This is a genomic window from Maribacter sp. 1_MG-2023, from assembly GCF_030547005.1.
In the GTDB taxonomy this organism is placed as follows: domain Bacteria; phylum Bacteroidota; class Bacteroidia; order Flavobacteriales; family Flavobacteriaceae; genus Maribacter.
Genome location: NZ_JAUOPN010000014.1, coordinates 26,586 through 43,802 on the forward strand (window position 1 = coordinate 26,586; position 17,217 = coordinate 43,802).

At 35.1% G+C, this 17,217-nt stretch carries 3 protein-coding genes; all 3 read right to left on the bottom strand.

From position 1 onward, the window contains the following. Positions 1 to 864: 864 nt before the first annotated feature. Positions 865 to 14,709 carry a Calx-beta domain-containing protein gene (locus tag Q4500_RS14710; RefSeq protein WP_303600384.1) on the bottom strand — a complete coding sequence of 4,615 codons (13,845 nt, stop codon included), beginning with the start codon at positions 14,707 to 14,709 and terminating at the stop codon, positions 865 to 867. Next, the gene (locus Q4500_RS14715) at positions 14,709 to 14,948 is read right to left on the bottom strand and encodes a hypothetical protein (protein WP_303600385.1); all 240 of its coding nucleotides are present in this window, start codon (positions 14,946 to 14,948) and stop codon (positions 14,709 to 14,711) included. Before Q4500_RS14715 ends, Q4500_RS14710 begins: the two co-directional genes overlap by 1 nt. Positions 14,949 to 15,673: 725 nt before the next feature. Further along, entirely contained in the window at positions 15,674 to 17,206 is a 1,533-nt protein-coding gene (locus Q4500_RS14720; RefSeq protein WP_303600386.1) for a cryptochrome/photolyase family protein, read from the bottom strand. Between the last annotated feature and the right edge of the window lie 11 nt (positions 17,207 to 17,217).

Consider the following 17,217-nt stretch of genomic DNA (forward strand, 5'->3'; position numbering starts at 1 on the left):
AATGATTTTCATCAAACACAAAGTTAGCTTTGATATTTGTCGATGCCCATTTTTTGTTGCGAAAGCGGCTGGTGTTGATGTGAAATGACAGTGGTGATTAGGATATCTTATTTAATGTAACCTTTATCGATACTTTTATAGAATGGTTTACGAAGAATAGAGTATAATTTGCTTGAAGAATTCTATCGATGAACACATAAAGTTACGTACACTTTATAATAATTTTAGCCGTAAACTATTGAAGGTTAATTATATAAAAAATAGCAAAGAATTAGAATTTGTAAAATTCCCTCAAAATACATGGAATTTTAAATCCTCTAATGTGTCCCCAAATTTTTTTCTATAAATCATTTGACCCATGTACTAAACTGAAAAGTGAACTGGAACATTATTTTATAAATGCTCTCTTCCTTTAATTATTTCTATAATACAGATATTCATATCCATTTTTTATAGGATTGTTTAAAGTCCTTTGGAGTCAAAATTTTCAACAGAATTTAAAATACCTCTTCAATTTCAAGAGTTATTTTTAGAAACTATAAACGCTAGCTCAACTGTAAGTATATTGTTATAATTACTATATAACAATTACGAGATTATAACTGGTAATTCTTACCTGTTCATTAAAGAAAGGGCATAAGTGGTATTACGTTTTTCTCTGCCCTGATATTTTACTTTGTGTTTAATGCTTTGTTTTTGAACGTTTTAAATATCGAAACGTAAATACCTACAACCCATTTTTTTTGTGAAAAGTTTTAAATAATTTTATTCATTAAACCTAGATTTTCGATAAATTAAAACTGAAATCACTATAAATGATGCCTCATCCATTAAGATGAGGCATTGTAAGTTATGTTTCTAATTTTAATTGGTACCTAGATAGATATATCCATTAAATGGTTCTAGAATTGTACCGGTATTTGTATCGGTAGCATTAACAATGTAGTAGTACGTACCGGTTGGTAACATTCCAGATTGTCCGAAAGAACCATCAGGAGATTCTCCCCCCCAATCATTTTGATAATCTTTAACCTCGGCAACTTTAGTACCCCAACGGTTAAATATCATAACATCAAAACTAAAGGCACAATACTCTACACCTTTGATTTCGAAGAAATCATTAACACCATCTCCGTTAGCGGTAACTGCCTTAGAGATTTCTATATCACCTTTACCACATGGCACACATTCTGTGTCAACGATAACTGTAAAGTCAACATAGTACTTACATGTACCTTCAGTAGAACTATAGGCAATTTTGTATTCACCAGGTTCATGTACCATAGGATCAAAATAATTTTGCTCCAATACTACATCGCCCTCTAGAATCATGAATGTACCATTACGGTCGAAATCTGCCGGTAGGTAATTCAATAAGTCAATTGGTTCTTCTTCAATACAAACGTTTATAGTAATTTCTTGCAATTGTGGTTGCAGAACAAAAACGATTTGTTCAAAAGAAGCAGTGTTACCACAAGAATCAGTTACGTTCCAGTTTCTAATAATCATGTAATCATCAGAATCATCGGCTTGTTGCGTTTCTTCATTGTAAACAACATCAAAATTACCACAGCCACCCGTAAATACCATGTCTGGAGCATCAGGAATATCATCACCACATATAATGGTAACTTCTTCTTCATATGGCTGACTCATAATAGGTCCCGTAGGTTCTACGGTTATTACTTGAGAATGTTCTACCATGTTACCAGCGCAATCAGTGGCTGTCCAAGTTCTGGTAACCGTATACCCTAGGGCACAGTTTTCGTCATTGGTAATCGTTTCTGTAAACGTTACTTCAATGTTGGGCTCACAAGAATCCGTAGCAGTTAATGTAGATGCATCTGGCACCATATTACACTCAACAGTCATATCTTGAGGTAGGGTTTCATTGAAGGTCGGTGTAACCGTATCTTCAATAGTGATTACTTGTGTATGTGTACGAACATTACCAACACAATCAGTAATCGTCCATGTTCTAGTAATCGTATATTCCGTAGCACATTCGTCATCTTGCCCTTCAACTAATTCAGTGTAATCAACTGTAATGGCACAAGCGCTATCAGAGGTTATTACAAAAGCATCAGGTATTGCATCACATGCTTCAATAGTTTCATCGGTTGGCCAACCTTCATCACCATCATTATCAATAATAGTAACCGTGGCAATATTATCTGATAATATACCTATAATCGGATTCGAGATATTTTCAAGAATTACACTGAAAGTTTCAGGATCTTCAATGATGATATCATCAATAATAGGAATTGTTATAGTCTGTGTATTCGGGTTTGTACCGCCAAATGTCAATGTCTGCGTATTACGAGGAACTCCCGTATAATCCATTCCATCAACAGTAGAACCATCAACGGTATAGAATTCAACCGTAAATTCATCTTGAACATCTGCATTCAGTACTACGTTAATAGTTACCGTACCAGCGTCTTCATTTACTTCTATCGAAGTAGCATCGAACTCAACACCGTAAAGTGATGGGTCGGCATCATTATCAATGATATTCACTGTAGCCGTATCATTAGCAAGAATACCAACAATAGGAGAAGATATATCTTCAAGAATAACCTGGAAGTCTTCTGTAAATTCAATCAACGTATCATCAATAATAGGAATTACGATGGTCTGTGTATTTGAATTTGTACCACCAAACGTCAAGGTCTGCGTATCTTGAGGAACACCTGTATAATCGCTACCATCTAAGGTAGTACCATCTACAGTGTAATATTCAACCGTAAACTCATCTTGAACATCGGCATTAAGTACAACATCAAGAGAAACTGTACCTGCATCTTCATTTACATCAATTGAGGTGATATCAAAGGCAACTCCATATAGAGATGGGTCAGCATCGTTGTCAATTATGTTCACTGTTGCCGTATCATTGGCAAGAATGCCAACAATAGGAGAGGAGATATCTTCAAGAATTACTTGGAAGTCTTCTGTGAATTCAATCAACGTATCATCAATAATAGGAATTACGATGGTCTGTGTATTTGAATTTGTACCACCAAACGTTAAGGTTTGTGTATCTTGAGGAACACCAGTATAATCACTATCATCTAAGGTAGTACCATCTACAGTGTAGTATTCTACCGTAAACTCATCTTGAACATCGGCATTAAGTACAACATCAAGAGAAACCGTACCGGCATTTTCGTTTACATCAATTGAAGTAATATCAAAGGCAACACCATAAAGCGATGGATCAGCATCGTTGTCAATTATGTTAACTGTAGCCGTATCATTGGCAAGTATACCAACTATCGGAGTAGATATATTCTCTAATATTACTTGAAAATCTTCAGTAGATTCAATCAATGTATCATCAATAATAGGAATTACGATGGTCTGTGTATTTGAATTTGTACCGCCAAATGTTAATGTCTGAGTATTTTGAGGAACACCAGTATAATCACTACCATCTAGGGTAGTACCATCTACAGTATAGTATTCTACCGTAAACTCATCTTGAACATCGGCATTAAGTATAACATCAAGAGAAACTGTACCGTCACCTTCATTTACATCAATTGAAGTAATATCAAAAGCAACTCCATAAATAGATGGGTCACTATCATTGTCGGTGATATTAATAACACCTTGATCATCATTGATTGTAATTAACGGAGTAGATAAGTTTGAAAGGTCTACAAATAGACTTTCAGTTAACTCTATTAATGTATCATCTATAATACTAATTGTAATAGCATGAGTTTCTCCGTCAGTACCAGCAAATGTCAATTGACCAGAACTAGTAGTGTAATCACCAGGTTCAATAGCAGAGTCATTAGTAGTTGTATAATCTAATGTGAATCCGCCTTGCACGTTTCCGGTAAGCAATACATTAATTGTAGCTGTACCTGCAGCTTCGTCTATAGTGATATTATCATTGTCAAATGATATACCAGTAACTCCTGGTATGTTATCATTATCGGTAATATTGATATTACCTTGGTTATCATTGACGGCGATTAAAGTTGTAGATAGGTTTGAAAGGTCTACAAACAATCTTTCAGTTGCTTCAATGATATTATCATCAATAATTGTTACGATTACAGGTTGAATTTCTCCATCAGTACCTGAGAAGGTTAACTGTCCTACATCAGTAGTATAATCTCCAGGTTCTACAGCTGTATCATTATTTGTAGTATAATCAAGGGTGAATCCGCCCTCAACATTACCAGTCAATACTACATTAATAGTAGCCGTACCCGCAGCTTCATCAATAGTGATGTCATCATTCTCAAATGATATACCGGTAACACCAGGTATGTTATCATTATCTGTGATATTGATATTTCCTTGGTTATCGTTAATACCGATTAGAGAAGTAGAAAGATTAGATAAATTCACCAATAAGGCTTCTGTTACTTCAATAATAGTATCATCGATAATAGAAACAGTAATAGGTTGTAATTCACCATCGGTACCAGCAAAGGTCAATTGACCAGAATTACTAGTATAATCGCCAGGTTGAATTGCAGTACCATCTGCCGTTGCATAATCAATAGTGAATCCGCCAGGTACATTACCTGTTAATTGTACATTGATTGTAGCCGTACCAGCAGCTTCATCTACCGTGATATTATCATTTTCAAATGCAATACCTGTTGTACCTGGTATATTATCATTATCAGTAATACTGATATTTCCTTGGGTTTCATTAATAGCTATAACAGTAGTAGACAAATTAGAAAGGTCTACAAATAATCTCTCTGTTGTTTCAATTAAGCTATCATCAATTATATTAACTGTAATAGGGTGTATTTCACCATCTGTACCTGCAAATGTTAACTGTCCTGCACTAGTAGTATAATCATTAGGTTGCACAGCAGTATCGTCATTAGTCGTATAATCTAAAGTGAATCCGCCTTGAACGTTACCTGTCAACAATACATTAATAATTGCTGTACCGGCAGCTTCATCTACAATGATATTATCATTTTCAAATGAGATACCTGTGCCGATTACATTATCATTATCGGTAATATTGATATTACCTTGGGTGTCATTAATTGCAATTAAGGTCGTAGAAAGATTAGAAAGGTCTACAAACAATCTTTCGGTCGCTTCAATGATGTTATCGTCAATAATGGTTATAGTTACCGGCTGAATTTCACCATCTGTACCAGCAAAGGTTAACTGTCCTGCATCAGCAGTGTAATCACCTGGTTCTACAGCCGTATCATTATTAGAGGTGTAATCTAAAGTGAATCCGTCTTGAACGTTACCGGTCAACAATACATTAATAGTTGCAGTACCTGCAGCTTCATCTACTGTGATATCATCATTTTGGAAAGAGATACCTGTGGTACCCGGTATATTGTCATTATCCGTAATGTTGATATTCCCTTGGTTGTCATTTATAATAATTAAAGAAGTCGATAAGTTGGAAAGATCTACAAATAACCTTTCAGTGGCTTCAATGATATTATCATCAATAATAGGAACAACTATAGGTTGAATTTCGCCGTCATTACCATTGAATGTTAATTGCCCGTTGGTAGGGGTATAATCTCCCGGTTGAATAGCAGTGTCATTATTAGTTGTATAATCTAAAGTGAATCCGCCAGGAACATTACCAGTTAATTGCACATTTATTGTTGCTGTACCTGCAGCCTCATCTATAGTGATATCATCATTTTCAAATGCAATACCAGTAGTACCAGGTATATAATCGTTATCTGTGATATTGACGTTAGCTTGGTTGTCGGTAATAGTTATTAATGTAGTTGATAAGTTAGAAAGGTTAACGAATAAACGCTCTAATGTCTCAATAACACTATCATCTATGATTGTTATGGTAATAGGTTGTAATTCACCATCGGTACCTGCAAAAGTCAATTGACCTGAACTGGTCGTATAATCATCTGGTTCTAAAGCAGTATCATCGCCAGTAGTATAATCTACAGTAAATCCGCCACCTACATGTCCAGTTAATAAAACATTGACAGTAACTGTACCGGCACTTTCATCAACGGTTATGTCATCATTTTGAAAAGATATACCTGTACCAGCAACATTATCATTGTCAGTAATGTTGATATTACCTTGACTATCGTTAATAGCAATTAAAGTTGTAGATAAGTTAGAGAGATCTACAAATAACCTTTCGGTCGCTTCAATTATATTATCGTCTATAATAGATATGATCACAGGGTGTATTTCACCATCGGTACCCCCAAAAGTTAACTGACCAGAAGTTGCCGTATAATCTTCAGGTTGAACAGCCGTATCATTATTAGTAATATAATCTAAAGTAAATCCACCTTGAACATTACCTGTAAGTAAAACATTAATCGTTGCTGTACCAGCATCTTCGTTGATAGTAATATCATCATTTTCAAACGAGATACCCGTTGTTCCTGGTATATTGTCATTATCGATAATGTTGATATTACCTTGGTTATCGTTAATGGTAATTAATGAGGTAGAAAGGTTAGAAAGGTCAACAAATAATCTTTCGGTAGCTTCAATAATATTATCATCAATGATAGGAACTGTAACAGGTTGAATTTCACCGTCAGTACCTGTAAAAGTCAATTGACCGGCAATACTAGTGTAATCTCCCGGTTGAATGGCAGAATCGTCTGCGGTAGCGTAATCCAAAGTGAATCCGCCTTGTACATTTCCTGTTAAGAGAACATTTATGGTTGCAGTTCCATCGGCTTCATTAATGGTGATATCGTCATTTTGGAATGAAATTCCAGTACCAGCAAGGCTATCATTATCTGTAATATTGATAACACCTTGATCATCATTGATTGCAATTAATGTCGTAGAAAGATTAGAAAGGTCTATAAACAAACCTTCGGTAACTTCTATAATACCATCGTCATTAATAGCTACGGTAATTGGTTGTAATTCACCATCATTACCGGCGAAAGTTAATTGTCCGCTATTTGTATTATAATCACCTGGTTGTGTAGCAGTATCATCATTTGTTGTGAAATCTAAAGTGAATCCGCCTTGAACGTTACCAGTTAAAAGAACATTTATTGTAGCAGTACCCGCAGCTTCATCTACTGTGATGTTGTCGTTCTGGAAAGATATACCAGTTGTACCAGGTATATTGTCGTCATCATTAATAGTACCGGTCGCTGTATTTGTTGGTTGTTCATCAAGGAAGCCAACATTAATATTCGATTGTATGTTAGATAATGTAATCGTAAAATCTTCTGATGGTTCTATAAAACTGTCATCAATTATCGGAACATCTATATTTACAGAATTTGTAGTGCTATTGAATGTCACCGTACCTGTAAAAGAAGTGTAATCGTCTGGTTCAATAGCAGTGCTGTTAGCAGTTACATAATCAACAGTAACCGTTTCACCTGGAGCAATAGTACCAGTGAAAGTAGCAACAAATCTAGCATAGGTATCAGTACCTTCGGTAACAATAATATTGTCATCTGCAAAGGATATACCTGTACTGCCAGGAACATTATCATTGTCTGTTATACTCGCAATACCTTCATTGTCATTAATGGTAGGTGTATTTGTTCCACTAGTAAGTTGTACAAAGAATTGCTCGGTAGTTTCTATAATTGAGTCATCATTAATTGTTATGGTGACCTGACGTACCTCATTGTTCGTACCTGCAAAAGATACAGTAGTATTTGACGCTGAAACATAATCGCCAGGTTGTAGTGCAGTATCATCTGCAGTAGCATAGTTTAAGGTAAAACCACCAGAAACGGTACCTGTATGTGTAATTTCAAGAACTGCAGTACCTGCATCTTCATTTACGGTAACATCATTAATGCTAATACCGATAGGATTGCCACTTTCACTAACGTAAATGTATTGCGTATGGCTAGTGTTGTTACCTGCACAATCATTGGTTGTCCATGTTCTAATAATCGTATATGAAGTAGAAGTATTGTCACCAATATACGTTTCGTCGAAGGTAACTGTAGAATTAGAATCACAGTTGTCATTAGCAGAAAGTACTGGCGCTACAGGAATATTATCATGAGCAGCGTAAGAGTCTTGTGGTAAAGACTCATTAAAAGTTGGTGCTTCTTTATCTTCTATAGTAATAACTTGAGTGAAAGTATCACTTACTCTACCACAAGCATCTGTAAACGTCCAAGTATTGGTATATGTGCCTTGAGTTGGGCATGCACCAGATTGCACAAAATTACCAGCAGTTTTATCTAATGTGAAATTACAAGATACCGTTGCAGGTACTAAAGAATTCGCATTATTAAGAGCAGCAATATTATCACAAGTAACAGTTCTGTCCAATGCATTTGGTGCTGTAGACCAATTTACTTGTGCAGGCTGTTGAACATCAATAGTTGTTGGTGTATGCGTACCAATACCACAAGAATCTGTAGAAGAAGAACTATTTGTAGTAATTGGGTCTCTGTTGGTAACACCGCTATAGGTAGCATTTGCCTGTAATTCAAAACTAGCTGTACAAGCAGTCTCTAAAAAGTGGCATGCCTCAATAATTTCAATATTGAAATCAAGATCATAATTATCACCCATATCGGTGAAACCATTTTGAGCTGTAAAAGTTAAGGTTCTTGATGTTGGGTCGTAAGAATGTGTTACACCTGCGGGTAATGTACCTACACTCGCAAAATCGGCTTCAATTGGTAATACGGTAGTAATCACCAAATCTTGAATATCATCATTACCAGTGTTGGTAACGTTTAATGTCAAAGGTACTGTGTCACCTGCATTGAAAGGTCCGGTTGCGTTTGTATTTAAAGTTAAGGCACCTAAACTTGGTAGATAAACATCTACACTTAAGCCCATTAAATATAGACCATACGATTCTTGATCCGTTGTAATTTTAAAACGGGCAAAAGTCTGATCATTTTCTATATATCTATTAGCTGTATTTGCTAAAGGAAAAACGGTAGCATCAAAACCTAAAGTGTTTGTACTAGCAGCATTTCTATCTACATAATTTAGACCGTCAATAGTAATTCGGCTATTAAAGAAATTGTCTTCATCTCTTAATGTAGTAGATAATTTAGACCAGTTATTTGAAGTGTCATAAATTAATAATTGATCACCGGTAAGGTCACGGTCACCTTCTAAGGCACCTAACATTACATCTGCATTTATTATTCCGTTCGGAATGGTTTCAAAACCACTAAAGTTAAATTCTGTTTCACCTGCACCATCAGAAGCAAAAGTGTGAACATAACCATCATAGAGTGTTATGTTTTTAGGGTCAAGAGAGACATTTTCATATACAAAGACAATTTGCCATCCACCGGAAGTACCGGTAACATTTGCAATTCCATGCGAACGTAAGTCCATTTCAGTAGCTTTTACGTTACCTACTTGGTACGAACCAAAGGGAGTAGAAAGTGCATTTATATCATCTGTAATATCTTTAATACAAACATATGGGTCATTTTGAAAATGATCATTTCTTCCTCTATAAATAACCTCATCGGCAGAAACTGTTGTGTAAGAAGATTGACCAGGTAACATTAATTTTACCTGATTGTAATTCCAAGATGGTTCTGTTGCGCTACCACCGGTAGTACCATCATATTCCTTGTCAGCAGCAGCCCAGTATAGGTATGCTTTCTTAATATTCAAACAGCTTAATGAAGGCTCAGGGTTAGCTAAATTGGCATTGGTAGAGTTAAATGTTGATGGATCAGAATCGATATCAACAAATACGTTATCATTGAAATCGTGGTTACCAGCTTCACCGTTATAATTACCAGTTGCGTTTCTTGAAAGAACATTATTGGCAATCATGGTGAAATCACCATTAATACTACCAGAATAACGAATTTCAAAATCCTTTTTAAGGTTGGTGTCGTTTACAAATATGTTGACTACCGCTTCATCTTCAGAGCCGTTAGAATCTACTATCTTATATCTAAAGGTATCATTCCCGTTAAAAGACGGACTAGGTAGATATTCAAAATAATCATCTGTAGCATCACCAGGTGTGCCATTGTCCATAAGAGTAACTGTACCGTTTATTGGGTTGTTTACTATTTGTAAGGGATTAGTTGAAGCGGGCCCATCAAAACCATAATCATCATTATCAAGCACGGTAATAAGTGCTGAGGTTTGATTTTGGAATACTACAAAAGAATCATTTACGGCAGTAGGTAAATGATCTATGTCTATTATAGTACCTATAGCCGTTGGGGCAGATGCTGTAATTAAGTTTGGTGAAATTGAAGTAATCGTAATTCTTAAAGATTCGTCACCTTCAATCAATGCATCTTGAATAATATTTACAGGAACCTGAATAACTTCTGAAGTAGCGCCTGAAAAGTTAAGCGTACCAGTTTGTGAAGCAACAGAATAGTCACTACCAGCTGTGGTAGTATTATCGGTTATTTCGTACGTTGCTGTAAAGCCACCATTAACAGGGTTACCGGTATAGGTGACATCGAAATTTGCAGTAGCATTAAATTCATCTTCTGTAAAACCGGTAACGGCAATAGTACCCGTATCATCATTTGTAATACTACCGATTGCATCTGCATTTGTAATGCTGATTTTAGTTGAAGACGGATTTGAGATTGTGATACTTAAATCTTCATTGTTCTCTATAAAATCATCACCTACTATATTAATTTGAACTGAGCGTACTTCGTTATTTACACCTGTAAAGGTCAATGTACCAGACGTAGCGGGAGCTGTAGTCAATGTATAATCAACACCAGTTGTTGTAGTAATATCAGCAATATCGTATGCCAAGGTAAAACCACCATTTAATCTATCTCCGGTATACGTAACATCGAAATTTATACTGTTTGTTTGTTCTACAATACTAAAACCGGTTACTGAAAGGGAACCGCCATCATCATCGGTAATTACTCCTCTAGCTTGGTTGTTCAATAAATTAACTCCTACATTAGAACGAATAGCAACTAAGTTTACAAAGAAGTCTTCTTCATTTTCAATTACATTGTCACTTATGATTGGTACAACAATATTTTGAGTTTTTATAGTATTGGTAAAAGTTAGCGTTTGTATGGTAGCATTAGGGTTGAAATCTGTTGCATTGTTAGCAGAACCATTATTTACAAAATAATCTACTTCAACGGTTTCACCAGTATCTACATCACCATTAAATTCCACTACAAAAGTTGCATTAACATTATCGGTTGGGTCTCCTTCGGCAACCGTAACTGTTGCGTTTTGAAAATCTATTCCGTTAGCAGCAGTGTTGTCGTTATCGGTAATAGTACCAGTACCTGTAGGGTCCACAATATTAATTAATGTTGTAGACAAGTTTGAAAGCTGAATATTTAAATCTTCGGTAGCTTCAATAAAAGAATCTTCTGAAATTGTTATTGTAATTGTCTGTTGGTCATTATTTGTAGCGCCGGTAGGGAAACTTAACTGTCCTGCTGCTAGCGTAGTACTATAATCTTTTCCAGCAGTAGCTGTACCGTCTGTAATATTATAATCAACCGTAAAACCAGTTTGAATATCGTTACCATTATAGGTAATTACAAAATTCGTGCTTCCTGCAGATTCACTAACAGAAAAATCAGCAGCACTTAAACCTGTAGTTGCTGTTTTAACATCATTATCGGTAATGGTACCAATTGCATTGGCATCGACCAAATTGATTAATGTTGTTGATAAATTCGTTAATTGAAAATTGATGGTTTCATCAGATTCAATAATAGTATCGTCATTGATATTGATACTTACATTTTGCACATCGCCATCTGAAGTTCCAGCGGGGAAAGTCAACTGACCCGATAGTGCAGGATTACCACTGAAATCTGTACCGGCAGCAGCTGTACCATCAGTTATAGTATAATCTACTGTAAAAGCATTTTGTAAATCACTACCGTTATAGGTTACTATGAAATTAGTTGTACCGGCAGCTTCATTAACTACTATATCAGCAACTGTTAAACCTGTAGAGGCTGTTTTTGTATCGTTATCTAAGATAGTACCCACTGCATTTGGGTCAACCAAATTGATAAGGGTAGAGGATAGATTAGTTAATTCAATATTCAAGTCTTCATCACCTTCAATAATAAGGTCATCAATAATAGTTACACTTACAAGTTGTGTTGCACCATCTGTAGTACCATTTGGAAATGAAACTTGTCCGGTTAAAGAAGCACTGTAATCTGAACCAGATATAGCCGAACCATTTGTTATAGAGTAATCTGCAGTAAATCCGGTTTTAACGTTACCACCATTATAGGTTACTACAAAATTAGCTGATGCAGTAGATTCGTTAAAATTGATATCTGCGATAGATAAACCTGTAGTTGGGGTAGTGTCGTTATCTGTAATTGTACCGGTAGCATCTGCATCTATAATAGCTAAGAGATTGTTAGAGATATTTGATATTTGTATTGTTAAGCTCTCATCGCCCTCAATGACTGTATCATCTGTAATTGCTAATAATAAAGGTTGTGTATCTCCATCGGCAGTACCGGCAGGGAAAGTTACTTGACCTGTTAGGTTTACATTATAATCTGAGCTAGAAGTTGTACTTACGTCGGTTATTACATAATCGACTGTGAAAGAATTTTGAACTGTTGGGCCGGTATAGGTCAAAACAAAATCTACCGTACCCACATTTTCATTCACTGTAAAATCAGCTATAGAAACTCCGTCGCCAGCAGATGGTGTATTTATATTGGTAATTGTACCCGTTGCGGTATCTGTAATGTCACCAGTGTTAGTGGATCCATTAGTCATACCTAAAGTAAAAGTTTCATCACCTTCAATAAGCCCGTCGTTAATAGCTGGTATTAAAATACTAGTATTTAAAGTATTACTAGGAATTGAAAAATTAGTTAATGCCGTATAATCTGTAGCTAGCGTAGTAATATTTGTATAAGATAAATCAAATGTTACCACCTCATTTACTGCGTGAGAAAGGGTAACTGCAAAATCAAGGTCAGTGCCTTCGGCAGTACTATCATCGGCAATTGCTATCGTAGGTCTAATAAATAAATCAGCGGCGTTAGAATAGGTATATGGCGTACATAAGTTTTGACTATCAAAAGCACTAAAACGATACTGATTACCACTTTCTGTACTAGTAATCGTAGTTAATGTCAAAGCTGTAGTAGTAGCTCCCGAATAAACACCGCCATTTGAAATTGGATTCCAGTTAGTTCCATCATCAGAACTAACTTCCCATTGATAGGTAAGTGACGTTCCATTAACTGCAGTTGTATAGGTAACCGTGTCACCTAGGTTAGCAATTCTATCTATAGGTTGCAATGTTATGCTTACAGTTTGAAAAGCTATTGTTACTTTGCTATCAGTACCTGTATAGCCACCTTGACCGGTTACTAATCCGGTAGAAGGGTGAACTGAAACTGGAGAAGTGCCTAAATAACCATCGCCATCTGGATCAGTGTGCCCAGCTTCAATAGCATCAGGACAACCATCGTTGTCAGAATCATTATCTAAACTATCAATAATAGTATCACCATCGGCATCTCCGTTTCCTTCATTAATATCTGTAATACCATCATTGTCATCATCTTCATCAGCAAGGTCGTTAACCCCATCACCATCTGTATCTAAATCATCATCTGTAATGGTGATAATACCTTCATTTGCAGCAAAAACAATGTTTTGTGGCACATAGTTGGTCATGGCACCTGAGATTGAGGCAGGACTGTATGATGGTACCGCCGTAAAAAATTCTGTAGGTTCAATGATTGAATCATCATTTATTCTAAAGTTTCTAAGTAAACTTTGACCATCTGTTCCATTAAAGATTACAAAACCTGAATTTGAATCGTAATCTGAAGGCTGTATTGCTGTATTATTAACAGTTACATAATTTATTGTAAAATTATCTTGAACCTCACCATTTAAGGTGAAATTTATACTAGCGTTAGGAGAAGATTCCAATACCGTGGTGTTGCTTAAATTAACTGTAGCGACGTCATTATCATGAATACGTAATGCAGAACGCTCAGTATTAATACTGACCCTAGATGGGGAAGTACCGTATTTTGTAGCTTCTGCCGCATTTCTAGACTTAACCCCGTTGAATTCTTCAGAAGGTTCAACAATAGTATTGTCAATAGTAGGTATAGGAATAATTATTTCTGAACCAGCTAATGAACCAGCAGGAAAAGTAACTGTAGTGGTAAAAGAATTAAAATCGGAACCATCAGTTGCCGGGCTCGATGAGCTAGGGTTAGTTTCTACTGAAAAATCAACACTATACGCATCTTCAATACCAACGTATTGTTGTCCGCCAGAGTTTATTCCGTTAGATAATGATAAACTGTATTGTATTTCTCCACCTTCTGTAATATCGTAATTACCGCCTGTTACATAAGCTACATCGGTATCCGTAATGGTACCAATACCATCGGCATCAGAAAAAGTATATGTGCTGGAAGGATCGCTTAACGTTAATGTGAATTCTTGTTGTGTAACCTCTACCCAGTCATCGTTCAATGCAGCAACAGTAAATGTATCTGTAGTATTTAAGAGGAAATTTAAGGTAACCGAAGTAGGGCCGTTATAATCTGCAGCGGTTGTAGTACCATTATTTGCGTATGCAATATCAAAAGTATAGTTACCAGTAAGCGGAGTGCTAGAGGTAACGGTAAAAGTCATATTAGACCCTTCGTTCGCGATTGCGTCAGAAACTGAAAAGGTCTGTGCGATTACATCTGTAGAACCAAAAAAGAACCACATGATAAATAGCAACATTGTCGATTTTATGAAAGTAGAATTCTTCATTATTGATTCTTTGTTTGAGTTGAAAATGTACTATTTGAAAAAGTAGATTGAGTTGTAACCATTTTAGAGGAATGAGAAAGGTCAACCTGATGAGCACTTTTATAGTTCTTCACCATATGGTCAAAATTGTATACTCCGGAATAAATAAACGAAGATGCCTGCCATCCAAATTCAGGATATGCAGAAGTTAAATTTCTGTAAAGGGTGATGATGTTGTTAGAAGTGTCAATTGACTTCATAATAATGGTTAAGTTTAATTCTTAATATTAATCCTTAACCGTATCAAAAATGATTGCAAGTTGTATGCAAAAACATTATTGGCTAGCAGGTTAAGAAAAGTTTTTAGAACAGATTTGGGATCTAATTCTGATACAAAATTAGCACCTAACTGTTTAAAAACTAAATTTTATAGTCCACACGGTGTCATTCGTCGATGAACATACGTTGGCAAAATAACGTTGATACCTTATGAATATTTAATTCTTGTTGTGAAGCCCTGCGATTCTGTGGTAATTAGTTTGTAATCTGTTTCTTTCAATTTTTATTAATTTTTTTTTGTTTAATCATTTATTAATTATAACGCACTGATAATGAAGATATTAAATTTAATTTATATTATATAATAGCTTAAAGTTTAAACAAAAGGTATTTTCTACACTTAATGTATAATTGTTGTAGACTGTTAAAATTGTTGTTAAAGAAGTGGTTTGAATTACTTAAAGTAGTGAGATGTATTTTATCGATAAAATCAATGTCTTCAGCTGATTAGCGATAATTATAAAGTTGAGAATGAAGATTAAAAAGTGTATTTTTTTCATGATTTAAGACAAAACAAAAACACCTTTTCATTTAAATAAAAAGGTGTTTTCTTTATATAGGCGCTCTCGCGGAATGTTCTATTTATTTACACTTCAAAAGTATGAATTAGAACGTTTTATGATGTTATTTTTAGTTTAAATAACTATTAAAATACATCTGGATTTTTAATTATTTCGGCAGCTCTTTCTTGAATTTCAGCTAGTTTGTTTCCGTCCATTTTATTTAAAAGTGCCATCATCATATTCATACGTTGATTATCTTTAAAATGTTCTCTTTTTTCAGAAAGAAAGTTCCAATATAGGGAGTTAAACGGGCAAGCTTTTTCACCAATTTTCTTAGTATGGCTATAGTGACAATTACCGCAATAATTGCTCATTTTGTTAATGTAATTAGCGCTACTAACATAAGGTTTTGTTGCTACAATACCGCCATCGGCAAACTGGCTCATACCTCTAGTATTGGTAATTTCAACCCATTCTATTGCATCTATATAAACGCCTAAATACCACTTATCTACTTCATCTGGGTCTATTTGAGTCAACAAAGAAAAATTACCGATAACCATAAGTCTTTGAATATGATGTGCATAAGATGCATCTAAGCTTTGACCGATTGCTTTTTTTAGGCAATTCATTTTTGTATTACCTGACCAGAAGAAATCTGGTAATTTATTGGTATTGTTTAATGTGTTCAGTTCTTTGTATTCGGGCATTTCTTTCCAATAAATACCTCTCATATACTCTCTCCAACCTAAAATTTGCCGTATAAAACCTTCTACCTGAGATATATTTATATTGGTAGTTTTATCGTAAAAATGGTTTAAAACAGCTTCTATAACTTCTTTAGGCGATAGTATTTTGACATTCATTGCGAAAGATAATCTAGAATGAAAAAGAAATTTCTCTTCATCATGCATTGCATCTTGATAATCTCCAAAATGTGGTAAAAGTTGTTTACAGAAGTAATCTAACGTGCTCAAACATTCTTCTCTCGTTACCGGCCAAGCAAAAGATTCTGAATCTATTTTACCAATTGTTTGCACATTCGCATTTTTGAGGAGTTCAATAATTTCTTCTACATTTTTAATGAACTCTTTTTCTTTGGGTATAGGTGGCTGACCTTTCCATTTATTCCTATTGCTTTGATCGTAATTCCATTTTCCTCCTTCCGGTTGATCATTTTGAACCATTATGTCGTGCTTTTTACGCATCATTCTATAAAAGCTTTCCATGACCATTTGCTTTTTACCGGTATAGAAATCTTTTAGCTCATATCTGGTCGTATAAAAATGTTCGCTATCGTAATAATCATGATCGATATCTAAAGAATTACAAATTTGTTGCATCTCTTGGTCAAGCCTATATTCGTCTGGCAGTTGATACTCGAATTTTTCGGCATTAGTTTCGGCTATTGTATTTGAAATAATTTGCTCTAAATTTTGAGGATTATTTTTATCATTTAGTTGATAATACAAGAAATTATGCCCATTTGCAGAAAGGTCATTTTTAAAACTGCGCATTGCTAAAAAGAATGCCGTTACTTTCTGAATATGATGATTTACATAATCTGTTTCTTGCCTCATTTCAGCCATTACATATGTAATATTATCATTTACCGAGGAGAACCACGAGTGGTTTTGATTTAATTGATCACCTAAAATTAAGCGTACTGTTTTCATTTTTTTATTAT

Bases quoted from the DNA above. Each gene is read 5' to 3' on its own strand.
- Q4500_RS14715 (WP_303600385.1), bottom strand. From the start codon at position 14,948: ATGAAGTCAATTGACACTTCTAACAACATCATCACCCTTTACAGAAAT.
- Q4500_RS14710 (WP_303600384.1), bottom strand. From the start codon at position 14,709: ATGAAGAATTCTACTTTCATAAAATCGACAATGTTGCTATTTATCATG.
- Q4500_RS14720 (WP_303600386.1), bottom strand. From the start codon at position 17,206: ATGAAAACAGTACGCTTAATTTTAGGTGATCAATTAAATCAAAACCAC.